Origin of the sequence: Tepidibacillus sp. LV47 (assembly GCF_048381575.1) — a bacterium.
Taxonomy (GTDB): domain Bacteria; phylum Bacillota; class Bacilli; order Tepidibacillales; family Tepidibacillaceae; genus Tepidibacillus.
Genome location: NZ_JBLWIF010000002.1, coordinates 45,605 through 70,635, shown reverse-complemented (window position 1 = coordinate 70,635; position 25,031 = coordinate 45,605). Strand labels below are relative to the sequence as shown.

Genomic DNA, 25,031 nt, shown 5'->3' with positions numbered 1-25,031 from the left:
AAAACTTCTATCAAAATCTTATCGAAGATATAATCGAGAAGGCTTGGCTTAGCCAAGCCTTATTCTTTAGCACTAAAACAACTGACTAATAATATCGTCGACCATTACATTTTCAAAAAATAGTTCTTCTTGTATTTTACTTGAAAAAAAGGTAAGAAGAAAGTTTTACTCCATTTGTAGAACCAAGTTGAATACTTTTTTGCCTTTGATAGAAAATAATAAAAACAAAATTGGCGAATCCGCCAATTTCCAAATGAATTTCATATAAAGGGGTGATTTTATGAAATACTCTCGTGCAGAAGAGATCTTGAATTCAAAAGACACCATCGAGGTTCTTTATCATGACCAATCGGTTTGGATCCAAAACCTAAACCCACAAACGGAAACTGCTGTTATCACCAACATGGACAATGAAACATTTGAAGTACCTGTCCGTGAACTTGTTGAAGGAGACCAGAAGTAATCGACTCTACTGGCTTGTATGTTCTATAAGCTGATTCTTTAGACGCGAGGGATCAGAGTAGCGTTAAAACATACAAGCAACATCAGCTTTGTATATTCCAAAAAATGGCACACTTACATGATGTAAATGTGCCTTTATGATTTATGCTTGGATTGATGTGTTGTTCCTTTGATTCTTCTGTTCCATTTTTCGCATCTTTCTTTCACCACAGGTTATCATTTGATCATACTTCACCTTATCAAACCATAATTTGTGGTGATGTTCTGCATATTCTGCTTCCATCCATCCTGTCGTCATCGCATTAAATGATTCCCTTTCCCTTGCATGGAATACCGTTAAATGTAGATGGATCCCAAAGAAAATGGTAATAATCAGCGCAGAAATGTCATGCATCACTAACATCCATACTCCTAAAGGACCCGTAAACCAATCATGCCATAAAGCCAAACCGGTTATAGCAAGAAGAAACCCAAAGACAAGGACGACTAAATAATACAATTTTTGTCCCGTATTATACTTATCCTGTGGTGGCATCCCTTCCCCACCAACGAAATAATGTTTGGGAGCTGCTTTTAACCAACCTAAATCATATTTACTCCATTTAAAAGCAACGAGAAAACCAAAGCGTTTGCTAGAAAAGATGAAATAAATGAGTGGAGCGCCAATAAAGAGAATCGCTCCGATCCGATGTCCTTTCCTTAGATACATCCCTGCTTCAGTTGTGAGTAATGAAGCAGGTCCCTTAAAGAAAATCAGAAATCCTGTTACCAGTAGAAGTAAAAAACCAAGGGCAACCGTCCAGTGCATCAATTGATCGGGAACACAGTATCTTTTCACATATTTGGTAGGTTTATAGGAATTACTCATGTTTCTTCCCCTCCTCTAAAAAATCCTTTGGTTCATCTTTGCCATTAAAGTTAAAGGAAGTGGAAGAAACGATAAAGTTGGCTAAAAATCCTACTCCGGCAGCGCCCATTAAAAACTCAGTAACAGGCTTGATCACATTCGAGCGGAATTCAACTAAGTCATTGGTTTTTGGATTCGTTGGCAAACCGTATTCCTCAGGTTTTTCTGTTAAGACATAAATATAGTGTGTGCCCCCCATAATCTTGTCACCATAGACATTTGCATTTGGATAACGATCTTTTAATTGCTCTACCCTCTTATAGGCTTTTTGCACCGCTTCTTCCCAGGTCATTAATTCTAAGGCTTTAGTTGGGCATGTTTGGACACAAGCAGGCTGTTCGCCATTGGTGATTTTGTCTTGACAGAAATTACATTTGTTCATCTTATCCTTACCTGTAAAAGCATCATACTGGTATCTCGGAATATCAAATGGACATGCTTTTGCACAATAACCACAACCAATACAACTTTCTTGGTCAAAGGCAACAAAACCTTCCTTGTGTTGGTATAAAGCTCCTGTTGAACAAATAGCAACACAAGGAGCATCAGAACAATGCATACATTGGTCTTTACGAATCAACCATTCAAAGGTACCCGTCTTCTGATCGTATTTCTCGTCAAATCTCATTAACGTTAAAGTATTAAAGGAGCGATCAGCAGGGTTTTGGTAAGTTCCAGGGACCTTGTCAAATTCAGTGGCTGGTAGGTTATGCCATTCCTTACAAGCGAGTTGACATGCTTTACAACCAGTACAAAGTGAGGTATCTATCAAGATCGCCTTATCCGTTTTTTGTGCCATGATTATTTATCCCCCTTTGTCACATTACATAAACATGCCTTATATTCTGGTGTACCCGTATTTGGGTCAGTGACTGAATTGGTGACTAGATTAATCGACTCGCCTGTAACCAGTCCTTTAAAACCCCAACCCCAAGGAACGCCGACCACTTCGATCTGTTTGCCATTGATCGTTAACGGTTGAATTCGATCGGTCACCATTGCTGAAATGGTTACTTTTCCCCGTGCTGTTGAAATCACTACCTTATCCCCTGATTTCACGCCAAGTTTCTTTGCTAGATTTTTACTCATTTCCACAAAATTTTCAGGCATTAATTCAGCCAATTGGGGCGTATTTCTTGTAACTCCACCTGATAAAAATTGTTCTGTCAGCATATAGGTGGTTAAAACATAAGGATAATCTTTTGCCTCTCCTAATTTTTGAATTTCTGGTACACGGAATGGACGAATTAATGGGTTATTTTTTTGTTTTGGATAAAATGCGTTTTCTACCGGTGACTCTTTCGGCTCATAATGAGCAGGTAATGGTCCATCTGCAATTCCTGCTTCTTTTAAAATTGGTGCAACTTTAAAGACGTTTGGATCATACCCAGGTTTTAGGTCTACCGATACTTTTTCATTTTGTGTTTTTGCATAAACCGCACGGAATAAAGCACCTTTTGTATCCGCAATAGGGAATACTTGTGAACCTTCAGGTGTATTTGGCGCTTTATCTTTTGCTGCCACATCGAGTTGATCATATCCTGTCCATTTGGTACCGTCCCACCATACAAGGGCTCGATCTTTATCCCTTGGTTTTCCATTGATATCTGCAGAACCGCGGTTATATAGAATACGCGTATTCCCTGGCCATGCAAACGTCCAATTTGGATAAATTCCCAAGCCGCTTGGATCACTATTATCGTGACGTAATGAATGGTTACCTTCTTCTGTAATCACCCCTGTATAAAGTCCACCTAAGCCAGAAGAGACCGTTCCTGGTTCTGCTTTTTGGATCTGTGCTGCACTCTTTAATAGTTTTCCAGTTGTTAAATCATAGCCGTTTATCTCTTTTAAGACTTTCTCAAGATCGATTTCTTCTTTGCCTTCTACATGATAATCCCATGTCAAATCGAGAATTGCGCGATCTTTTTCATCAGTGCTATTTTTATATAATTCTTTTAACTTTAATAAAATCATTGAGATGATATCGGCATCTGGTTTTGCTTCCCCAGGTGGACGAACTGCTGCAGGTTTCCCTTGAATCCATCTTGCAGAGTTGGTCATTGTACCTGCTTTTTCAAAAGACATTGCTGCAGGTAATAAAATTACCTCTGTTTTGATCTCTTTGGGATTAGCACCAGGGTGTTGCCAGAATGCTGCTGTTTCGGTTTCGAATACTTCAGAAACAACTAACATCTCTAACTTGGATAAACCCTTAAAAACCAATTCTAAGTTCGGCGTACTAACCGCTGGATTTTGGCCAAAAATTAATCCTAATTTAAACTTCCCTTTGTTCATATGTTCAAAAATGGAAATATGACCTTGAGATGCTTCTTTTGAATCCCGTTTTGGCAAGTAATGATAACCGAACTCATTTTCAGGAGTTGCTTTATCCCCATACCATGCTTTTAATAATGCAATCGTCTGCTTCGTTCTTGTTGTACCAAATGCCATCGCATAATCATTTAATGTTGCATGTTTATCCGTTGGTGCTGGCATATATCCTGGTAAGATATGTGGTAAACAAGCCATATCGGTAGATCCTTGAACGTTAGGTTCTCCGCGGTTTGCATTGATCCCACCGCCGGCCATTCCCATATTTCCAAGAAGTAATTGAAGGATCGCATACATGCGAATTCCTTGTACTCCAGTTGTTTTTTGGGTCATTCCTAAAGCATAAAGAATAGTTCCTGGACGATTTTCTACAAGAGTATCGGCAATTAATTTAATTTTTTCCGCTGGAATTCCCGTAACCTGGGAAGCCTTTTCAAACGTATAGTCTTTAAAATGTTCTTTTAATTTCATAAAGACAGTGTCAGGGTCATCTAAGGATTCCGCTACTAATGGCTTCCCATCTGGTCCTAATTGATAAGTCCATGTCTCTTTGTTATATGTACGTGTTGCTTCATCAAAACCAGAGAATAAACCTTCATGAAAAGAGAACTCTGGGTTTACCTTGTAAAGTGCTGTGGTGTAATATTTGACATACTCTTCATCATATAATTTATTCTCAATGATATATTTCACAATCGCACCTAGATAAGCGATATCTGTCCCTGGGCGAATTTGGGCATAGATATCTGCTACTTTCGCGGTCCGATTAAAACGTGGATCCACGACAATGATCTTGGCACCATTTTTTTGTGCTTTTAGTACCCAGCGCATCGCCATTGGATGGTTTTCTGCTGTATTATTTCCTCCGATTAAAAGAACTTTTGCATTTTTCATATCGGTAAAACTGTTTGTCATCGCTCCGCGACCAAATGAAGGGGCTAAACTAGCCACCGTTGGCGCATGTCATATCTCGGCTTGGTGTGTGTAATATTGAACACCAAGGGCACGGTTAAACTTCGTATAAAGGTAAGCTTCTTCATTATCGATCTCGGCACTTCCTAAACTAAACATTCCATTCACACGATTTACTTTTACGACTTTACCATCTTTGGTGGTAATCGTTTTTTCAAAGGTATTATCACGAACCTCTTTAATCTTGTTCGCAATTTTGTTAATCGCATCTTCCCAAGAGATGGGTTCCCATTTGTCACTCCCTGGCTTACGCACTAATGGGTGAGTGAGTCGCAATTTTGAATTGTGCATTTCTTTTAGGGATCGACCTTTTGGACATAATGCACCTTCATTAATCGGATGATTTTTTAATCCTTCTGTGGATATGATCTCATTTCCTTTAGTTTTAATTTCAATTCCACATCCTACAGAACAAAAGTGGCAGATTCCATATGATGTAGCTGCACCTGCTGTCATTAATGGATATGCTTTGGCATTTCCATTTTCCTTAGCAAAGGCTTGTTTTTCGGCAATGTAAGCAGCAGCTACAGATGCTGCAGTAAATTTGAAAAACTGGCGCCTTGTCAGCTTTGGCATTTCTTTCCCCTCTTCCTAAAGATTGATCTTTTTCTCTTGTAAAATACATTCCCTATTCACTTTTCATTGGTTGATCATCAATGATCTCTTTTGTAGCACTCTTAAATTCCTTTAATGTTCGACCAACTGCCTTCCCAAGTTCTGGTAAACGGTTAGGACCAAAAATCACTAATGCAATAATCAAAATTAAAATTAATCCTGGCATACCAATATTAGAAAGCATCTTTTCGTCCCTCCCTTTTTTATTTAAAATCTTTATAAATGTTGTCATAGAACTTAATTGTAACAAAATTGTCACATTATTTATACACCTATTTTAATACTAATTCTTAAAAAAGTGTATGATTAATTTTTTTAATTTTCAAATTAATTATTACTATTTTTATGGTGTTAATAGATTTTTCTTTTTTTTTTAAAATTTAATATTTTCATGAAGGTTTTTTTAAAAAAATATTGAATATCATTAAACAAATAGGTTTATATATCATGATCCATAGGGGGGAGAGAGCATGAGTCAAGAATTAATTTTACCGAAACGGTTATTAATGGGTCCAGGACCTAGTGATGTTCATCCACATGTTTTAAAAGCAATGGCAACCCCATTATTAGGACATTTGGACCCAACCTTTCTTAATATTATGAATGAAACCATGGATTTGATTCGCTATGTTTACGAAACAAAAAATCAAGTGACCATTGCCATGTCAGGTACTGGTAGTGCCGGTATGGAAACGGTATTTGTGAATCTGATCGAACCAGGGGATAAGGTCATTATCGGTGTTAATGGTTTATTTGGTCAGCGTATGGTTGATGTTGCACAAAGAGCTGGAGCCGAAGTGATCCAAATTGAAGCAGAATGGGGAAAGATTATAGATCCCGCTGCGATAGAAAAAGCATTAAAGAATCATTCCCCTGTAAAAGCTGTAGCAGTTGTCCATGCCGAGACTTCTACAGGTGTCCACCAACCATTAGCAGAAATAGCCAAACTAGCGAAAGAATATGATGCTCTATTTATTGTCGATGCCGTAACTTCACTGGGAGGAATGAAAGTTGGCGTTGATGAGTTAGGAATCGATGCGATTTATAGTGGAACCCAAAAATGTCTTAGTGCTCCTCCAGGATTATCTCCTGTCAGTTTAAGTGATCAAGCGCTTGAAGTTTTAAAAAGCAGAAAAACAAAAGTACAAAGCTGGTACCTTGATTTATCCATGATCCAAGCTTATTGGGGCCAAGAACGCTTTTATCATCATACGGCACCGATTTCGATGATTTATGCCCTTCATGAGGCATTAAGATTGATTAAACAAGAAGGCTTGGAAGCTACCTTTAAACGCCATGAACAAAACGGACGTGCTTTGCAAGCGGGAATTGAGGCTATGGGTTTAGAGTTATTTGCACAAGAAGGTCATCGATTACCGATGCTCACCTCAGTCAAAATTCCCGATGGTGCTGATGATGTGAAAGTGCGTCAATTATTACTCGAGCGTTACGGTATTGAAATTGGCGGAGGGTTAGGACCAACTAAGAATAAAATTTGGCGTATTGGTCTAATGGGTTATTCCTCGCAAAGAAGTAATGTCATTCATTTCTTAACTGCATTAGAGTCCATTTTATCCGAATTAAAAATTAAGATTAATCAGGGGCAATCCGTAAAAGCGGCTGAGAATTACTTAAACAACAATGAATAGTTGCAATTCACTCTAGAGTAAAAATAGGCTTGTACGTACTGGCTTGTATGTTCTAGGAAAGCTCGCTCGCTAAAGCGTAGCATATAGAATCATACAAGCCATATTTAGTTTGAATATTCCAACATGTTCCGTTGCAAAAACTCCGGTATAGGTCTTAGCGAACCTTTACCGAAGTTTCTCGATACATACATTCAAGTTTAGCACAGGTTTGACAAGGAATTTGGGGAGTGATATCTTGCATTGTCCAGGTAATGATCCCCGTCAATGAATGTTTGGGTGTTATTAAATAACTATCATTTATCTGAACATCTAGAGCCCTATAATCCAAGTGTTTAAAAAATAGAGATTGAGCTTCTATCTTCCAATCGCCATAGCCGGGTGCCATTCTTGGGCTCAACCTTGCTCCTTCTTTTTGCGCCATCGGTTTGATATATTTTTTTAATTGTTCTACCGTTTGATGAACGGCTACGGTACCGATTGCATCCCAAAGATAAGCGGAAGATAGATCTTGATTTTTCGTGTAAAATTCCACTTGTTTTTCTAATTCATTCCCGATTGTTGCTAGCAAAAAAGTAACTTTATGACTTCGATTTAGTAATCTTTTCACTTGTTTTCCGCCAAACTTTAATGAATGGAATTCCCATCGATCCAATAATTCAGGGCAAATCTCTTCTGTCTTAATGATTCCTGTAGGTTTTAAAAAAACTTTAGCCCCTTTGATCGCCTCTTTGATTCGGTACTTCCAATCTTCCGGTACTTTGTTTTCCTTCTGAAATCCCATATATCGATAGACGAGATTCTCAGGAATCGTTATTGATATTCTTGGGAAAAACATTAGATCACCTTGGGCATTTTTTGCGGAATATCGAGAAGATCAGATACCATGGTTAAGTCGCCAATAGGGTAAATATGAATTCCTTGAACCATTCCTTTGATCTTTTCGATGAGCTGTTTGGTAACTTCAACTCCCGCTGCTCTTCCTCCTTGTTCCACTATCGCGATCATTTCTTTTGCGATCTTAATTCCTGGAACTTTTTGATCCAAATAGCGAGCCATCTTGCCACTTTTTAATGGTAAGATCCCAAAGATGATATGGAGAGGAAGATCTTTTGTTAACTCTAAATAGCGTTCCACTTGAGAGATATCAAAGACAGGTTGGGTTTGCACAAAATGAACCCCTGCCTCTACTTTCCTTTTTAATTTTTCCAGCTCAATATTTAAATCGTCTGCCCCTGGATTGGCTGCAGCACCAATAAAAAACTGTGTCGGGCTATTTAAGGGGTGGCCTGTTAAATCGAACCCATCATTTAATTGCTTAGCTATTTTTGCTAAGCCAATGGAATCAACGTCAAAAACACCTCTGGCATTGGGATGATCCCCTTTTGATGGGTGGTCTCCTGTTAAGGTTAAAATATTCCTTACTCCTAATGCAGCAGCACCTAATAATTCCGATTGTAAACCAATTACATTTCGGTCACGACAAGTTAAATGAAAGATCGCTTCAATCCCCATATCTTGTTGAATGATATGACTTAGAGCGATTGGACTCATTCGTAAGGTTGCCATGGGACTATCGGCGATATTCACCCCATCTACATAGCCTTTAAGAAATGAGGCTTTCTGAAGAACAGGCATTGGATCGGCACCTTTTGGTGGTTCCAGTTCAACCGTAACCACGAACTTCCCTAAGGTTAATTTTTCCTTTAGACCATGGATTTGATAAGTACTCATTAAAAAACACTCCTTTGCTTCAATAAGGCTTTGGCCACTTCTACTGCTTCTACTGCATCTTTGGCATACCCATGTGCTCTGATTTCTTTGGCATATTGTTCGTTCACAGCAGCTCCACCAATGATGACTTTGAATGGTAAGTTCTGTTTTTCAATCATTTCCACCACTTCTTTCATTCTGACCATGGTAGTCGTCATTAAGGCAGATAAGCCAATAATATCGGCTTTTTCTTCTATGGCTCGCTGAATCACCACTTCGTTTGGGACATTTTTCCCAAGATCGATCACTTTGAAGCGATGGTTGGAAAGAAGTACACTGACAATGTTTTTACCAATATCATGAATATCTCCTTTCACCGTTGCCATCACGATCGTCCCAATGGTTTCGTCCGATTGTTTGGCTAATTCAGGCCGCAAGCGTTCAAAACTGATAGTCATCGTATCTCCCGCTTGGATTAATTGAGGTAGAAAATAGGTTCCATTGCCAAATAACCTTCCAACTTCTTCTATCCCAGGGATTAATCCTTTGTTAAGTAAATCCATGGGGTCTTTTCCTTCTTTTAATCCTTGTTCTATTAGTGGAACGACTCGTTCCTTATCCCCTGCTAATACCACTTGATAAAGAGCTTCATAAATGTCTTTTGCTTCTTTTTGCTTAGGGGTTTTTTTTACCACTTTTTCTTCATTTGCTCCCATTTTTTCCTTTGCATATTCAATGTAGGCTTCAGCATGGCGATCCCGATTGGTTAATACAGCGCCAATTTTCATCGTTTGAACCATTTGCTCTTCCAATGGATTCATAATCGCTGCATCTAAGCCTGCTGCTAATGCCATACTGAGGAAAACGGGATTAATCGCTTTTCGGTTTGGTAAGCCAAAGGAAACATTACTAACACCCAAAATGGTAGGCACTTGTAATCGTTCCTTCACTAATGTAATAGCCTTTAATGTTTCGGCTATTCCTTCTGGTTGGGCACTGGCTGTTAGCACTAAACAATCTATAATGATATCTTGTTTGGGAATCCCGTATTCTGCAGCTTTCTTCACAATTTTTTCGGCGATTTGGTATCGTTCTTCTGCCGTTTTGGGAATTCCCTTTTCATCTAGCGTTAAACCTACTACTGCTGCTCCGTAACGTTTCACCAAAGGGAGAATTGAATCAAGACTTGCATCTTCCCCATTTACTGAATTGACTAATGCCTTACCTGGATAAAGTTTTAATGCTTGGTCTAGAACCTCAGGGTTGGTGCTATCTAGCATTAAGGGCGTGTCAACTAATGTTTGGATCGATTGAATGACTTGAATCATCGTTTTTCGTTCATCAATCGTAGGTACACCAACGTTAACATCAAGAATTTCTGCCCCAGCTTCTGTTTGTTCGATGGCTTCACGACGGACCGTTTCCATTTTCCCTTGTTTCAATTCTTCAGAGAGTTTTTTTCTCCCCGTTGGATTGATCCGTTCACCGACAATCACAGGTAAGCCTTTAAACGGGTCAATGGTTGTTGTCCGTACACGACTAGCTACTCGTAAACCAAACTCTTGATTCCGCAAAATTGGCGTGAGATCTTTCACTTGTTCATAGATTGCTTTCGTATATTCGGGAGTGCTTCCACAGCAGGAACCTACCATATTAGCTCCATATTCAACAAACTTTCTTGCATATTCAGCCATTTTCTCTGGCGATCCTTCATAGATGGTTTTACCTTTTACTAACTTAGGTAAACCCGCATTGGGTTGAACTAAGATCGGCAGGTTCGTTGAACGGACGAGGGTTTTTACAACCTCTTCTAATTGCTCTGGCCCTACGGAACAGTTCACGGCGATGACAGATGCTCCTAATCGTTCTAAGATAACTGCTGCCGTTTGTGGATCTGTACCTGTAAATGTTCTTCCATCTTCTTGATAACTCATGCTGGCAATCACAGGAAGGTGACTATTTTCTGTTGCTGCCAATAGTGCTGCCCTCATCTCATTGATATCGCCAATCGTTTCAATAATGATTAAATCAGCGCCTGCTTCTGTGATTGCAATAACCTGTTCCTTATACACTTCATAAGCAATATCAAAGGACAACTCTCCTAAAGGTTCAATCAGCTTTCCTGTTGGACCAATAGAAGCAGCAACATATCCATAACCATAATTGTTGACCGCTTCTTTAGCAATTTGGATTGCTGCGTGGTTAATCTCTGCCACCTTATCATCTAACCCAAATTCTTCTAAGCGGACTGCTGTTGCTCCAAAGGTGTTGGTTGTGATGATATCAGCTCCAGCCTTTAAATAACTCTCATGAATTTCACGTATTACTTCTGGATGGGTAAGATTCCACCGTTCAGGACATTCTCCAGCGGGAAAATTTCTTTCCTGAAGCTGGGTTCCCATTGCTCCATCAAAAACGACGATTTTGGATTGGATCAATTCGTTTAACCATTGACTCACGTTGCCTCACGTCCTTTTTACCATTTCTACCATCTCTCTGTTTTTGGAAAATCTAGAGATTCTACAAAGACTTGTTCATATCCTTTTACCTCAGAAAGGTTATAATGTTCAATCTTCCTAGCCAATTCAATTCCTTTTTGCCATTCCTTTTCTGATAGAAGAGCAAGTTTCGCTCCATAACCTGCGGCATTGCCAACGGTCTTGATTTTGTTATGATCTATAGGTGGAATTAATCCGATTCGTTTGGCATTATTGCTATCGATAAAACTGCCAAATCCACCTGCGAGATAGAATTCGTTGATTTGGTCAAGGGTTACATCAAGTTGTTTCATCAATAAATGAATTCCTGTATAGATAGCACCTTTTGCTAGTTGTAATTCGCGGACATCTTGCTGTGTTAACGTAATCGTTTTCCCTGTTCCGCTTTTTTCCGGTTCCACAATAATAAACTCATTTCCTGTTTCTTTCTCAATGATTCGTTTCTTTATGAAAAAGGAGACAATCGGTGGACATTCCTGTTTGCCTCTGATTCTTCCTGAGGGATCGATCACACCTATTCGTAATAATTCAGCAACAAGATCGACTAATCCAGACCCACAAATTCCTTTTGGCTTGGTATTTCCAATCACTTCATATTTTAGATCTGCTTCAAGCCAAACCTTCCCGATCGCTCCTTCAATTGCCCTCATCCCGTGACGAATCTGTCCCCCTTCAAAGGCAGGTCCTGCAGGAGATGAGCAAACGACCAATCGATCTTTTGTTCCTAAAACCATTTCGCCATTGGTTCCAATATCAACAGCTAAAGTTAGTTGCTCTTTATCATCCATCTTGGTCGCTAAAATCACCCCAAGGGTATCAGATCCTACAAATCCTCCTAGATTCGGCAAGATTCTGATCAGGGAATTGGGAAGGTTCAAATCGATTTCTCTCGCTAAGATCATGAACTCTTGCTTCAAAACAGGGAGGTGGGGAGCCTGGCCTAAATACTTAGGGCTAATTCCTAATAACAGGTGTTGCATGGTACTATTGCCGACAATCGTACAATCGAGAATCGCTTGATGATCAATTCCTGTTTTTTCTGTTAGTTCAGCGATGATTTCATTCATCACTTCAACAATCGTTTTCTGCAGTATTTTGATCCCATTTTTCTTCTCTGTTGCATAACTAATCCGCGAAAGCACATCGGCACCATATTGGGCTTGACGATTTAACCGAGATGCCACTGCTAATTCTTCCCCTGAAACTAAATCCAGCAAATAGCCGACGACACTTGTAGAACCAATATCAAAGGCAATTCCCAGCAATTGATTGGTGGTATCCCCTTTTTCTATATGGATAACTTTCCCCATAGGGTCAAAAGTTAAGGTGAATCCTTCTTTGTTTCGAAGCAATAGAGGGATTTGTCTTAGTTGTTCTAACGTAAATTCCAATTTTTCTACATCTGACAGAAAGTCATAGATTGAATCAAGATCAGAGGTTTCTGGATTTTGCATGGGAATAAACCTTTTTCTAAGGAAAGGAACAATATCAACATCTCTTTCTACACTATTTTCCATCACTTGCAGTTTTTCTTCTTGAAGCTTCGGTACTTCAATGTGCAGTGCTTTGTCAACGTATACTTGGCAAGCGAGGTGATACCCTTCTTTTTTTTCGCTTGAAGTGAGCACTTGTTCTTCGGTCCGATTAAAAGGAAGGGCTTCTTTGATTTTCACTTTGCAAGTACCACAACGACCTGTTCCACCGCAGGTAGCAGAAAGCCCTATTTCTTCCTCTTGTATGACATCAAGAAGATTTGTTCCTGTTTTTACGTATCGAGTGATTCTCGTATTTCCTATATTGATGTAGATGGTTCTAGCTGCCATCGTTCTCCCGCCTTATCCTCATTTCTTTTTATGCATATACTTTTTTCTTGATCTTCTCTTCTTGTTCCTGCCAATTAGAAATAGGATACCATTTCAATCCCCAGTTCGGTTCTTCTACTTGGTGGCGAAATTGTTGAATCGATTCTTCTCTAGCTGAAAGGATATAACCAGAAGCTAATCCATAATTCTTTATCTCTAACCATTCATAGGCATGAATGGTTAGTCCAGACTCTTGAAAGCGATTTTTCAAGACAATGTCTTCATTTTTCCCATGTTTTGGTTTTGGCTGAATCACAAACCAATATGACTCGTTTTCTTTTTGATTGGTCATTGGTTTCCATTTCATTTCTTTTGTTGCAACGTCTATATTCTGACGTTGCCATACATTGACAAGATCTTCGATGATTGCACTTGCCGTAGCTAGAGAACCGGCTCCACTTCCTTGTAAAAACAATCGACCTGCTAGATCGGTTTCAACAACAATTCCGTTTTCTACACCTTCAACATAATAGAGAGGATGAGATTTTGTTAGGAATGTTGGTTGTACTTTTGCTTCAATACGAGAGCCCTTTTTTGAGAGAGAAGCGATGAGCTTTAAACGTAGCCCAAATTGTTCAGCAAGGACTAATTCTTCAATTAAAACTCCCTCTATTCCTATACGCTCCACATAATTCCAATTGGGTTGTTCACCGAAGATTAAATCACTGAGAACCATTAATTTGAAAAAAGCATCCCATCCTTCGATATCATTATTTGGATCGGCTTCTGCATATCCCTTTTCCTTTGCTTCCAATAATGCTTTTGCAAACGGAATTTTCTTATCCCGCATCTTTGTCAAAATATAATTGGTCGTTCCATTGAGGATCCCTTCTATTTTTGTAATTTGATTCACTTGCAATAAATCTTGTAATGTACGGATAATAGGAATCGCTCCTGCAACACTAGCCTCATATGCGAGTTGAACGCCTGCTTTCTTGGCAAGGTTACTTAATTCTTTTCCATGAAAAGCCATTAACTCTTTATTTGCAGTAATCACATGGCAACCTTTTGTTAAGGCTTGCTCAATATAGGTTTTTGCTGGTTCAATTCCACCGATCATCTCAATGACAAAATCGATTTTTGGGAGTTGAAGAATTTCTTGATAATAGGTCGTCAACGTAACAGAAGGGTCAATAAGGATGTCTCTTTTTTTCCCTTTATTTTTAATAAGAATTGCCACTACTTCAACTTTCTTTCCTAATAAAGCTTGAAGTTGCGCCTGATGGGTTTGAATCGTCCTATATACTCCCTTCCCAACAGTACCTAGACCCAATAATGCGACTTTAATGGATTCCATATATACCCTCCTTCACTAGATGGGACCATTTCTCAAATTCAACCAAAAAACCATCATGGCCAAATTGTGTATCCACCTCATAAAATTTTCCTTTCCCACCTAATTGCTGATAATGTTCAACGAGTTTTGCCAATTCTTTGGGTGGATATAGTAAATCACCTTTAAAGCCAATGGCAACGATCGAAGCTTTCACAACTTCTAATGCTGTTTGCCAATTGCCACGACCTTTTCCAAGATCAAAAAGATCCATCGCTTTTAATAGATACAGATAACTATTGGCATCAAACCTTTTCGCTAATTTTTCCCCTTGATAGCGTAAATAGGATTCCACTTCAAAGGTTGTCTCATAATGATGGATTCCCCAATCTTCTTTTTGCGCCCTTTGAAAACGAGCATTAAATAGTTCAGCGGATCGATAAGTAACCATCCCTACCATACGAGCAATTTTTAATCCATGAATCTGTTCGTTTGAAAGATAATTCCCTTGATTCCATGCTGGATCATGAATGATTGCCAACCTTGCGATCAAGTTATAAGCTATCGCATAATCGCTAAGATAGGGTGTGACTGCAAGGGGAATTAGCGTATCCATAAAATCCGGATAAAGCACTCCCCACTCTAACACCTGCATTCCACCTAATGATCCACCGATAATCGCCTTGACATGGTCAATTTTCAGCTTTTTTAAAGCGAGATATTGAGCGTGAACCATATCACGAACGGAGACAAATGGGAAATTAGCTCGATAAGAATTGCCCGTATCGGGATCTATGGTTAATGGACCTGTTGACCCATCACATCCACCAATCACATTCATCGTGATCACTTGGAATTCTTGCGTATTAATCGCTTTATCTGGCCCAATTAATCCTGACCACCAGCCAGGGTTTTGTTCTGTTCCAACGGCAAATTGATTTCCTGTTAAAGCATGACATACAAGAATAACCGGCGCTTCCTTTGATCCTACCCGTTCATAAGCAATCTGTACATTTTTTAACTTTTTCCCTGATTCTAAAGATAACTCGCCAATTTGAATGACACTTGCTTCATAGGGTGATTGCACCTTTATTCCTACCATCAAAATCCCCCCCTAACTGTAAAAAACCCTCTTCATAAGAAGAGGGTAGTTTTTCTTACACTCTTCTTATCTCTCGGAGAATCGCCTCCGCAGGAATTGGCACCGCGTTTTTTTTAAAAAACCGGTTGCCGGGCTTCATTGGGCCAGTCCCTCCACCTCTCTCGATAAGAAAGAATTACAAATGATTCAATTTTACTTTTGAAATTAAGCGTAAAAAAACCTCTTCATAAGAAGAGGGTGTATTTACGCTCTTCTTATCTCTCGGAGAATCGCCTCCGCAGGAATTGGCACCGCGTTTTTTTTAAAAAACCGGTTGCCGGGCTTCATTGGGCCAGTCCCTCCACCTCTCTCGATAAGAAATCCTGTGTTGTTTTAAATTGTTAATGAAATCATATAATCATTTCCATTCTATGTCAAGATAAAATTGAAATTTCTTCCCTTTTCGAAATTTCCTATGATAATTTTTCACCAATTTTTTTAAACAAAATATATTGTTATAGAGGCCTAATATGCGAGGTGAGTCAATGGCTGTTATTAAAGCAAACATAAACGATTTGAAATTATTAGCTAGATTAATGCGGGCAGAAGCAGAAAGTGAAGGGAAACTTGGGATGTTGCTAGTTGGGAATGTTGGAGTAAACCGGGTACGAGCTAATTGTTTAGATTTCAAAGGGATCCGAACTGTGCCGCAAATGGTCTTTCAATCCCCAGGAGGATTCGAGGCAGTACAAAAATCCTATTTTTATCAAAGAGCACGCACTTTAGAAATCCAATTAGCTCGAAAAGTGGTCAATGGAGAAAAATATCATCCTGCTACTTTTGCCCTATGGTTTTTTAATCCAGGAAGAGAAAGTTGTCCTAGTAGGTGGTATATAGCATGGAATACAGGACGATATAAATCCCATTGTTTTTATGCACCTACTTATTCAGACTGTCCTTCAGTTTATGGAACTTTTTAAAAGGAGTGATTGTTTATGTATCAATACTATCCTTATTTTTATGATCTATTTTCAGCTTATCAATATGATCAAAATTTCCCTCAACCTATAATGGCGATGCAACCAATGTATCCAATGCAACCCATGCTTCCAACTCCCCAAGCCCCTGAACGCAGGATCGAAATTCCAGGGCAATTACCTATAGAGGAATCCTATATTGAAAACATTTTGCGATTAAATCTCGGAAAAATTGCTACCATTTATATGACTTTTGAAAATAATAAAGAATGGAATGCAAAGGTATTCCGCGGAAGACTAGAAGCAGCAGGTAAGGACCATATTATTATTAGTGATCCTGAAACAGGCAAAAGATATCTTTTATTGATGGTTAATCTCGATTATATTACCTTTGATGAAGAACTGAATTATGTTCCTCCAGCGATTCAAAGATAAACACGAAAAAGGCAGGAAGAAAACGTTTATTTCCAGCCTTTTTTAAACGTATATAAGACCCATGACTTGTATGATTCTAACGCACTCCGATACCTCGCGGTTTTCCTTGAATAAACAGTCGGTAGAAAAACTCGCTCGCTCAAGTCGCCCTTATAGAATCATACAAGCCTATTTTTATTGCATTTTCTTTGATTCTTTGATTGATTCTTTGAATATTCCCCCTTATATCTGGAAATATTTTAGATGTTTAAACAAACGATTAATAGGGGTTTAGGAAAATGAAGGAAATTGAAAGAATCAAAGAAGCCTATGCAAAACGAAACCAACTTGCCAGACATAATTGGTATGAACCTTTAAATCCAGTCGTTTATTTAACCCAACAAGAAAAAGAACGAAAACTGATTCAGTTGTTGAAATGGGCAAAACTTGAACCTTTAGCCGATAAAAAGGTTTTAGAAATCGGTTGTGGTTCTGGCAGTAATCTTCTTTTTCTTATTCGCTTAGGTTTCAAACCGGAAAATCTTGTTGCCAATGAACTATTAGAAGAAAGGGCCTTGCATGCTAGAAGAACATTACCGATCGTTACCAAAGTGATGATTGGTGATGCTTCTACCCTTGATTTGGCTGATCATAGTTTTGATATTGTTCTTCAATCAACAGTTTTCACATCCATCCTTGATGAAGAGTTTCAACAAAAATTAGCCACTAATATTTGGAGGCTTGTCAAACCTGGTGGAGGGGTTCTTTGGTATGATTTTGTTTATAATAATCCTAAAAACCCTGATGTAAAAGGAATCCCCTTAAAAAGGATTAAAGAATTATTTCCCGAAGGCCAAATTAAATCTTGGCGTGTAACTTTAGCGCCACCGATTAGTAGGCGAGTGGTTAAAATTCATCCTGCTTTATATCACCTTTTTAATTCGATTCCTTTATTACGTACCCATCGATTATGCTGGATTTCAAAACAAAAAATAGGGGGCTGAACCCTTACTTTTGGGTCAACCCCCTTTTTGTTATTTTACAAATTATTTAAAAATTCCTAATGGCTTACCAGTTGGTAAAAACTGACGACCAAAATGGTGATTTAAAACAGTTGCAGCCGACCCATAAAAAGAAACCATTGAGATCGCAAGTTCTGACCATGCCGCCAGTTTATGAGAAAACTCAGGTAGTATCTGGAACGAGCTTAGTGAAAGACCAATAAATAAAAGATCAATAAGTACAAAAATGATAAATAAAACTTTATTCGTTTCCATTGATCCAATCGTCATATAAATACTAAAAATTAAATAACCAACAAAAGCAAAACCAAGTTGTTTGATATCCACATCTGCTTTTAATTCTTCACCAAAAGCACCCATTTGAATTAACCAAGTAATTCCTACTGCAAACCAAAAAAATGCGTAAGCAGCAAATGCAGTACTTCCAAAGATATTATTCCGTTTCGAATCATTAATACTTGCAAACAATTGAGCAAATGCACCTAAAAATAATGCCCATGGAACCGCATACGAAAACCCTTGTGTTATTCCTAACTTCTGGGATGAAGCCACCAACGTTACAATGGCTAACCCTAATAAACCAATTCCCCCTGGCTCGACCACACTAAACTGTTTTTCTTCATTCCCACTCATTTTAGATTATTCCCCTCCCATTTTCCTATTGCTTTAAACTTTGCACTATCCCTTATCTATGTACAAAGTTATCCATGTTCTAATGGTAACAGAAACATTTTCTAAATTCAACAAAAATAATGAATTTTTCAAATATTGAGTATTTGCATACAAAAAGAGTCTGCATAAGGCAGACCCTTATAAAACACATGATCACCCTACTTCCAATCAGGATACAAGTCTGTCCGTCTGTCTCTCCAAGTCGTGACAGAGCCGTTTTCTCTAACCTTATATAAAAGTTCTAAATCAAGATCAGCCGTTATCACCATGTCATCATTAATTTCCCCTTCTGCTAAAATTCCTCGTGGCGGAAAGGGAATATCATTTGGGGTTATAATTGCTGCTTGACCAAAATTGGCTCTCATAAAGTCAACAGTTGGTAATGATCCTACTGTTCCTGTTAGGACAACATAGACTTGGTTTTCGATCGCCCGAGCATGACTTGTATAGCGAACCCGGTGATAACCATGGCGATCATCGGTACAAGACGGGCTAAAAATAACATCCGCGCCTTTTGCTTTCGCCATTCTCACGATTTCTGGAAACTCGATATCATAACAAGTCAAAATCGCAATTTTCCCTTTCTCTGTATCAAACACTTTCAGTGAATCACCAGGAGTGATTTCCCACTCTTTTACTTCTGTTGGTGTCATATGAAGTTTAGCTTGTTGTTCGATTCTTCCATCAGGATAAAATAAATGGGCGGCATTGTATAGTTTGCCTTCTCTTTCAATCACATGGGTTCCGCCAATGATATACATTTGTTTTTCTTTGGCAAGGTTTTGAAATAAAGCAAGATATTGCTCGGTAAAGTTGGGCAAGTCTTGAATGGATAAAGCATTTCCTTTTCCATCGCCGATTGATAATAATTGCGTGGTGAAGAATTCGGGAAATAAGACAAATTCAGCGCCAAACTCTGCTGCAGTTTTCACATAATGCTCTACTTGCTGTTTAAACTCTTCAAAACTGCCGATAGTATGAAGGTGATACTGCACGGCAGAAACTCTCATCTTCATCCTTAGCTCTCCTTAATTTTTGTGAAGTTCAAATCATTAAAAATTAAAATGATCTGGATCTGGACCGATGCGACGATTTTGATTCAATTTATCGATCGCTAACATATCCTCTACAGCTAATTCAAAGTCAAAAATATCCGCATTTTCTTTAATTCGATCCTCTTTTACCGATTTCGGGATGGTTACAACACCATGCTGCAAATCCCATCTTAACACAATTTGTGATGGTTTTTTGCTGTATTTGTTTGCTAATTCTACGATCGTTGGTTCATTTAAGATTTCGCCTCGCATGAGTGGGCTCCATGCTTCCAATTGAATATTATGGATTTTGCAAAAATGAAGTAATTCTTTTTGCGTAAGTCTTGGATGAAATTCAACTTGATTCACCATGGGGATGATTTCAGCATCTGCCATCACATCTTCAAGGTGATGGATTTGGAAATTGCTTACCCCAATTGCCTTAACATAGCCATCTTTGTATAATTTTTCGAGAGCTTTCCAAGTTTCTTTGTATTTCCCTTTCACAGGCCAATGAATTAAATAAAGATCAACGTATTCTACACCTAACTTCTTTCTGCTCTCTTCAAAGGCTTGCAGTGTAGATTCATATCCTTGGCGGTTGTTCCAAACTTTTGTCGTGATAAAAATCTCTTCTCTTTGTACCCCTGATTCTCTTATCGCTTTTCCAACTCCTACTTCGTTATCATAAAATGCCGCCGTATCGATACTCCGATAACCAACTTTTAATGCCGTCTTTACTGCGTTTTCAACCTCTTCCCCTTCTTTTGCCTTATAGACGCCAAGCCCAAGCCAAGGCATTTTTACCCCATTATGTAACACGGTAGAGTCGATAATACTGTGTGGCATTAGTATCCCTCCTTCATTTTCTTATTTATTTTTGATCCTCTAACTTAAAGGAGCTCTTTAAAGGAGCAATTCGGTTAAACACCTTTTTCTCGTCTGTCGTATATTTGGGATCAACGTTAAAGTATCCATGACGGAAGAATTGGAATTTATCTTGAGGCTTCACGTTTTCCATGTTGGGTTCAATAAAACCCTGTAAAATTTCTAAAGAGTTCGGGTTAATCCGATCAAGAAAACTTTCTTCTTCTCCTTCTTGATCCTCTAAAACGAGGGGTTCATAAAGTCTAAATTCAGCTGGGATCGCATGTTTCGCTTCTACCCAGTGGATGGTGCCTTTTACCTTTCTTCCCGTAAAACCAGTACCACTTTTCGTTTCTGGATCATAGGTACAGTGAATTTCGACGATATTGCCGTTTTCATCTTTAATGACGTCATGGCATTTAATGAAATAAGCATGTTTTAAACGAACTTCATTTCCTGGATATAATCGGTGATACTTTTTCGGTGGATTTTCCATAAAGTCGTCTTGTTCAATATAGATTTCCCGGGAAAAAGGAATTAGGCGGGTTCCCATTTCGGGATTCTCTGGATTGTTTTCTGCTTCGAGCATTTCCACTTGATCCTCTGGATAGTTGGTAATCACGACTTTTAGTGGGCGAAGAACAGCCATTGTTCTTGGTGCTTTCAATTTTAGATCTTCGCGGAGAAAATGATCAAGCATTTGGGAATCGACAATGCTGTTACTTTTAGCTACCCCAATTTCCCTAATAAAGTTGCGAATTGATTCAGGGGTATACCCACGTCTTCTTAAACCAGAGATGGTTGCTAAACGGGGATCATCCCATCCGTCTACGATCTTTTCTTCAACCAATTGTTTGATATAACGTTTTCCCATTACTGTGTTACTTAAATTGAGTTTGGCGAATTCGATTTGTTTGGGCTTATTCTCCATTTCACATTCTCTTATGACCCAATCATATAAGGGACGGTGGTCTTCAAATTCTAATGTACAAAGAGAATGGGTCACACCTTCAATGGCATCCTCTAATGGATGAGCAAAGTCATACATTGGATAGATACACCATTTGTCTCCAGTATTGTGATGAGTGGCATGAGCAATTCGATAAAGAACAGGGTCGCGTAAATTTAAATTGGGAGAAGCCATGTCAATTTTTGCCCTTAAGACCTTTTCTCCATCCTTAAACTCACCTTTTCGCATCCGTTCAAATAGGTCAAGATTTTCTTCAACAGAGCGATTACGGTAAGGGCTTTCTTTCCCTGGTTCTGTAAGAGTCCCCCTTGTTTGCCGAATCTCTTCTGCAGATAGATCATCGACATAAGCTAAGCCTTTTTTAATTAATAAAACGGCACGATTGTACATTTCTTCAAAATAATCGGAGGCAAAATAAAGTCCATCCCAATTGTAACCCAACCATTTCACATCTTCTTTAATCGCTTCTACATATTCTTTATCTTCTTTTAATGGGTTGGTATCATCAAAGCGTAAATGGGTTTTGCCATTAAACTCATCGGCTAAATCAAAATTTAAAACGATAGATTTCGCATGTCCAATATGTAAATAACCGTTTGGTTCAGGCGGAAAACGGGTAACGATTTTGTCGTACGTCCCTTCTTTTAAATCATTAATGATAATATTCCGAATAAAATTCGATGACGTCGGTTTATTTTCCATTGTCCCTCTACCTTTCATCCATTACCTTTGTATATTGATTTCATTGATTATATATATCACAAATAAAACATGATTTCCAATCTAACAATATAAAATGTATGATTATTTTATACAAAAACTGTGGAAATTTTTACATGATCGATCAAAGAAAATGGTACAATAAAAAAAATTTTAGAAGAAGGAGTTTTGCAGATGAATACTTTTGAACAAAATCTTGAAAAATATGCCGAATTAGCAGTAAAGGTTGGTATTAATGTTCAACCTGGTCAAACATTAGTTATTAACGCACCATTAACGGCAGTTGAGTTTGTCAGAATCGTAGCCAGAAAAGCATATGAAGCAGGTGCAAAGAACGTCCATGTTGAATGGAATGATGAAAAATTAGCACGAATTAAATATGACCTTGCTCCTGATGAAGCCTTTAAAGAATTCCCAATGTGGAAAGCAAAAGGTTTTGAAGAAATGGCTGAAAATGGTGCAGGTTTTATGTCCATTATCTCTCCTGATCCCGATTTACTTAAAGGGGTTGATCCTAAGCGCATTGCCACATTCAATAAGACAGCAGGACTTGCGCTGCAAAAATATCGGGAATATGTTTTGTCTGACCATGTAAGTTGGACGGTAATCGGTGTACCTTCGAAAGAGTGGGCAGCAAAAGTTTTTCCCAAGTTGCCTGAAGAAGAACAAATTGCAAAGCTTTGGGAAGCAATTTTCAAAGTGAGCCGTGTCGATGTTGAGGACCCCATTCAAGCTTGGAAAGAACATAATGAAAATCTCCTCAAAAAAGTCAATTATCTCAACGAGAAGAAATATAAAAAGTTGCACTATAAAGCTAAGGGCACCGATCTAACCATTGAACTTCCTGAGGAACATGTTTGGCTTGGTGGTGCTTCTAAAAACCAAAAGGGCATCATCTTTAATGCCAATATCCCTACGGAAGAAGTCTTTACCATGCCATTCAAACATGGGGTAAATGGGGTTGTTCGCAGTACCAAACCGTTAAATTATAGCGGCAATCTCATTGAAAATTTCTCGCTAACCTTTAAAGACGGTCGAATTGTCGATTTTACCGCAGAAAAAGGATATGACATTCTCAAAACATTAATTGAAACCGATGAGGGATCTCATTACTTGGGTGAGGTGGCTTTAGTTCCCTATGATTCACCAATCTCTCAAACGAATATTCTCTTTTACAACACCTTGTATGATGAGAATGCCTCTTGCCATTTAGCAATTGGAAGTGCTTATAATAGTTGTCTAGAAAATGGTGCCAATCTGTCAAAAGAAGAGTTAGAGAAAAAAGGTGCCAATCAAAGTATCACCCATGTCGATTTTATGATCGGCTCAAGGGACCTTGATATTGATGGTGAAACAAAAGATGGTAAGTTAGAACCCATCTTCCGTCAAGGAAACTGGGCATTTTAATAAAGGAGAAGCCAAGGAATGCGATCCTTGGCTTTTTCTTTCAAATCATTTTTTTGGCAGCAACTCGAGAAGATTTCAAGTTCTTGCTTTGCCTTTTCTGAAAAGAGGTTTTAGCTGAAAGTGCAGTTTTAACTTTTGCACGTACTTGATGTTTTTCATGCTTTTCTTTTTTTACTTTGAGCGGTTCCTCTTCGGTCAATTTTACAGGTGTTTGGTCGGGCTCCTTTGTCAACATTTTTAATGCTGCAGAAACAAGAACAAGCGAATCGTGCTCATCTAATAATTTCTCTGCCGTTTCTTGGTAAGAGAAGTACTTTCCTTGTTCGATCACTTCCAATAGTTTTTCGACAGTAAGTCTCAGCTGTCCTTCCATCGCTTCTGTAACGGTCGGAATCGCCTTCCGTATAATTTTGCGTTTTGTTACTTTTTCGATGGTTCGTAGATAAGGAATTTCTCTTGGGGTTACAAATGTAATCGCCAAACCTGTTTTACCCGCACGTCCCGTTCTCCCAATTCGATGAACATAACTTTCTGGGTCTTGTGGGATATCAAAATTAAATACGTGAGAAACCCCGCTAATATCTAATCCTCTTGCTGCCACATCGGTCGCGACTAAGATTTCAATACTTGCCTCTTTAAACTTTCGCAATACACTCTCTCTTTTTCTTTGGCTTAAATCGCCATGAATTCCTTCTGCACTATATCCTCGCTTATTTAGTGCTTCTGTTAATTCATCAACCCGTCTTTTTGTCCTTCCGAAAACAATGGCTAACTCCGGTGCTTGAATATCCAACAAGCGACATAATGTATCAAACTTTTGTTTTTCATTCACTTCAATATATTGCTGTTCAATATTAGGTACCGTTAGCTCTTTTGCTTTAATCGAGATAAATTCGGGATTTTTCATGAACTTATTTGCCAGAAGTTGAATGGGTTTTGGCATCGTTGCGGAAAAAAGTAACGTTTGTCGCTCCTTAGGAATCTCTTCTAATATGGTTTCAATATCATCGATAAAACCCATATTTAACATTTCATCTGCTTCGTCCAATACTACCATTTGGATAGAATGAAGTCGAATTGTTGCTCTTCTCATATGATCCATGAATCGTCCGGGTGTTGCAACGATGATATGTGGCCTTTTCTTTAAAGCCTTAATTTGACGATCAATTTCTTGCCCTCCGTAAATCGGAAGTGTACGAACTCCTTTAAACTGACCAATCCGATTTAGTTCCTCTGCAACTTGAACTGCAAGTTCACGTGTTGGGGCAAGGACTAGTGCTTGAATGCTTAATTCTTTTTCATCTACTCTTTCAATTAGCGGAATACCAAAAGCAGCCGTTTTCCCAGTTCCTGTTTGGGCTTGTCCAATTAAATCTTTCCCTTGCAGCGCAAGAGGTATTGTTTGTTCTTGAATGGGTGTTGCTTCTTCAAAGCCCATATTGGTAATCGCGCGAAGTATATTGTGATGTAATCCTAACTCATAAAAAGTTGTCAAAATCCTAACTCCTTTAATAATTTTATCGCTGACGTTCATTAGCTAACGATAGCATGTTATAAAAGAAAAAGCAAATGAATTATAAAAATG

At 38.6% G+C, this 25,031-nt stretch carries 21 protein-coding genes and 2 riboswitches; of the genes, 6 read left to right on the top strand and 15 right to left on the bottom strand.

Features of this window, described 5'->3' with window-relative positions:
* Positions 1-280: 280 nt before the first annotated feature.
* Entirely contained in the window at positions 281-463 is a 183-nt protein-coding gene (locus tag ACMW72_RS03495; RefSeq protein WP_418367453.1) for an H-type small acid-soluble spore protein, read from the top strand.
* Positions 464-604: 141 nt separating this feature from the next.
* On the opposite strand, the gene ACMW72_RS03490 is transcribed toward ACMW72_RS03495, so the two are convergent.
* From ACMW72_RS03490 to tatA, 4 genes are read right to left on the bottom strand one after another with little or no spacing between them, the layout of a single operon-like run.
* Entirely contained in the window at positions 605-1,330 is a 726-nt protein-coding gene (locus tag ACMW72_RS03490; RefSeq protein ID WP_418367452.1) for a formate dehydrogenase subunit gamma, read from the bottom strand.
* Entirely contained in the window at positions 1,323-2,168 is an 846-nt protein-coding gene (locus ACMW72_RS03485; protein WP_418367451.1) for a 4Fe-4S dicluster domain-containing protein, read from the bottom strand. Before ACMW72_RS03485 ends, ACMW72_RS03490 begins: the two co-directional genes overlap by 8 nt.
* A gap of 2 nt (positions 2,169-2,170) precedes the next feature.
* On the bottom strand, positions 2,171-5,251 hold the full coding sequence (gene fdnG / locus ACMW72_RS03480) for a formate dehydrogenase-N subunit alpha (protein WP_418367450.1): 3,081 nt from the start codon (positions 5,249-5,251) through the stop codon (positions 2,171-2,173).
* Between the two features lie 52 nt (positions 5,252-5,303).
* Positions 5,304-5,474 carry a twin-arginine translocase TatA/TatE family subunit gene (gene tatA, locus ACMW72_RS03475; protein WP_418367449.1) on the bottom strand — a complete coding sequence of 57 codons (171 nt, stop codon included), beginning with the start codon at positions 5,472-5,474 and terminating at the stop codon, positions 5,304-5,306.
* A gap of 286 nt (positions 5,475-5,760) precedes the next feature.
* On the opposite strand from tatA, the gene ACMW72_RS03470 reads away from it, so the two are divergent.
* Positions 5,761-6,939 carry a pyridoxal-phosphate-dependent aminotransferase family protein gene (locus tag ACMW72_RS03470; RefSeq protein WP_418367448.1) on the top strand — a complete coding sequence of 393 codons (1,179 nt, stop codon included), beginning with the start codon at positions 5,761-5,763 and terminating at the stop codon, positions 6,937-6,939.
* A 154-nt stretch (positions 6,940-7,093) separates the two neighbouring features.
* On the opposite strand, the gene ACMW72_RS03465 is transcribed toward ACMW72_RS03470, so the two are convergent.
* From ACMW72_RS03465 to metX, 6 genes are read right to left on the bottom strand one after another with little or no spacing between them, the layout of a single operon-like run.
* Complete coding sequence (locus ACMW72_RS03465; RefSeq protein ID WP_418367447.1) at positions 7,094-7,774, bottom strand: hypothetical protein; 681 nt, start codon at positions 7,772-7,774, stop codon at positions 7,094-7,096.
* Positions 7,774-8,670, bottom strand: coding sequence for a methylenetetrahydrofolate reductase (locus ACMW72_RS03460; protein ID WP_418367446.1), 897 nt, complete (start codon positions 8,668-8,670; stop codon positions 7,774-7,776). Before ACMW72_RS03460 ends, ACMW72_RS03465 begins: the two co-directional genes overlap by 1 nt.
* Complete coding sequence (locus ACMW72_RS03455) at positions 8,670-11,108, bottom strand: homocysteine S-methyltransferase family protein (RefSeq protein ID WP_418367445.1); 2,439 nt, start codon at positions 11,106-11,108, stop codon at positions 8,670-8,672. Before ACMW72_RS03455 ends, ACMW72_RS03460 begins: the two co-directional genes overlap by 1 nt.
* 26 nt (positions 11,109-11,134) lie before the next feature.
* Complete coding sequence (locus tag ACMW72_RS03450; RefSeq protein ID WP_418367444.1) at positions 11,135-12,970, bottom strand: ASKHA domain-containing protein; 1,836 nt, start codon at positions 12,968-12,970, stop codon at positions 11,135-11,137.
* A gap of 28 nt (positions 12,971-12,998) precedes the next feature.
* Positions 12,999-14,306 carry a homoserine dehydrogenase gene (locus ACMW72_RS03445; RefSeq protein ID WP_418367443.1) on the bottom strand — a complete coding sequence of 436 codons (1,308 nt, stop codon included), beginning with the start codon at positions 14,304-14,306 and terminating at the stop codon, positions 12,999-13,001.
* Positions 14,293-15,384: a homoserine O-acetyltransferase MetX gene (gene metX, locus ACMW72_RS03440; RefSeq protein ID WP_418367442.1), complete on the bottom strand. Its 1,092-nt coding sequence runs from the start codon at positions 15,382-15,384 to the stop codon at positions 14,293-14,295. The genes ACMW72_RS03445 and metX overlap by 14 nt, the downstream gene beginning before the upstream one ends.
* A gap of 63 nt (positions 15,385-15,447) precedes the next feature.
* Positions 15,448-15,555: riboswitch (SAM riboswitch) on the bottom strand.
* Positions 15,556-15,635: 80 nt separating this feature from the next.
* A riboswitch (SAM riboswitch) is annotated at positions 15,636-15,743 on the bottom strand.
* A 165-nt stretch (positions 15,744-15,908) separates the two neighbouring features.
* Here metX and ACMW72_RS03435 point away from each other — a divergent pair.
* The 3 genes from ACMW72_RS03435 to ACMW72_RS03425 all read left to right on the top strand — a co-directional run bounded on the left by ACMW72_RS03435 (position 15,909) and on the right by ACMW72_RS03425 (position 17,758).
* Positions 15,909-16,343 carry a cell wall hydrolase gene (locus ACMW72_RS03435; RefSeq protein WP_418367441.1) on the top strand — a complete coding sequence of 145 codons (435 nt, stop codon included), beginning with the start codon at positions 15,909-15,911 and terminating at the stop codon, positions 16,341-16,343.
* A 15-nt stretch (positions 16,344-16,358) separates the two neighbouring features.
* Positions 16,359-16,775, top strand: a complete 417-nt coding sequence (gene gerQ / locus ACMW72_RS03430; protein WP_418367440.1) for a spore coat protein GerQ — start codon at positions 16,359-16,361, stop codon at positions 16,773-16,775.
* 278 nt (positions 16,776-17,053) lie between these two features.
* Entirely contained in the window at positions 17,054-17,758 is a 705-nt protein-coding gene (locus tag ACMW72_RS03425) for a class I SAM-dependent methyltransferase (protein ID WP_418367439.1), read from the top strand.
* Positions 17,759-17,800: 42 nt separating this feature from the next.
* Here ACMW72_RS03425 and ACMW72_RS03420 read toward each other — a convergent pair whose 3' ends face one another.
* The 4 genes from ACMW72_RS03420 to ACMW72_RS03405 all read right to left on the bottom strand — a co-directional run bounded on the left by ACMW72_RS03420 (position 17,801) and on the right by ACMW72_RS03405 (position 22,021).
* Complete coding sequence (locus tag ACMW72_RS03420) at positions 17,801-18,409, bottom strand: acetate uptake transporter (RefSeq protein ID WP_132768968.1); 609 nt, start codon at positions 18,407-18,409, stop codon at positions 17,801-17,803.
* Between the two features lie 197 nt (positions 18,410-18,606).
* A complete protein-coding gene (locus ACMW72_RS03415; RefSeq protein WP_418367438.1) occupies positions 18,607-19,464 on the bottom strand; it encodes a carbon-nitrogen hydrolase family protein in 858 nt (285 codons plus the stop codon).
* Positions 19,465-19,500: 36 nt separating this feature from the next.
* Complete coding sequence (locus ACMW72_RS03410) at positions 19,501-20,331, bottom strand: aldo/keto reductase (protein ID WP_418367437.1); 831 nt, start codon at positions 20,329-20,331, stop codon at positions 19,501-19,503.
* Positions 20,332-20,356: 25 nt separating this feature from the next.
* On the bottom strand, positions 20,357-22,021 hold the full coding sequence (locus ACMW72_RS03405; protein ID WP_418367436.1) for a glutamine--tRNA ligase/YqeY domain fusion protein: 1,665 nt from the start codon (positions 22,019-22,021) through the stop codon (positions 20,357-20,359).
* Between the two features lie 192 nt (positions 22,022-22,213).
* Between ACMW72_RS03405 and ACMW72_RS03400 the strand changes: the two genes are divergently transcribed.
* Positions 22,214-23,446 (top strand): aminopeptidase, encoded by a 1,233-nt coding sequence (locus ACMW72_RS03400; RefSeq protein WP_418367435.1) that lies wholly within the window; start codon positions 22,214-22,216, stop codon positions 23,444-23,446.
* A 40-nt stretch (positions 23,447-23,486) separates the two neighbouring features.
* Here ACMW72_RS03400 and ACMW72_RS03395 read toward each other — a convergent pair whose 3' ends face one another.
* Positions 23,487-24,884: a DEAD/DEAH box helicase gene (locus ACMW72_RS03395; RefSeq protein ID WP_418367709.1), complete on the bottom strand. Its 1,398-nt coding sequence runs from the start codon at positions 24,882-24,884 to the stop codon at positions 23,487-23,489.
* Positions 24,885-25,031: the final 147 nt, after the last annotated feature.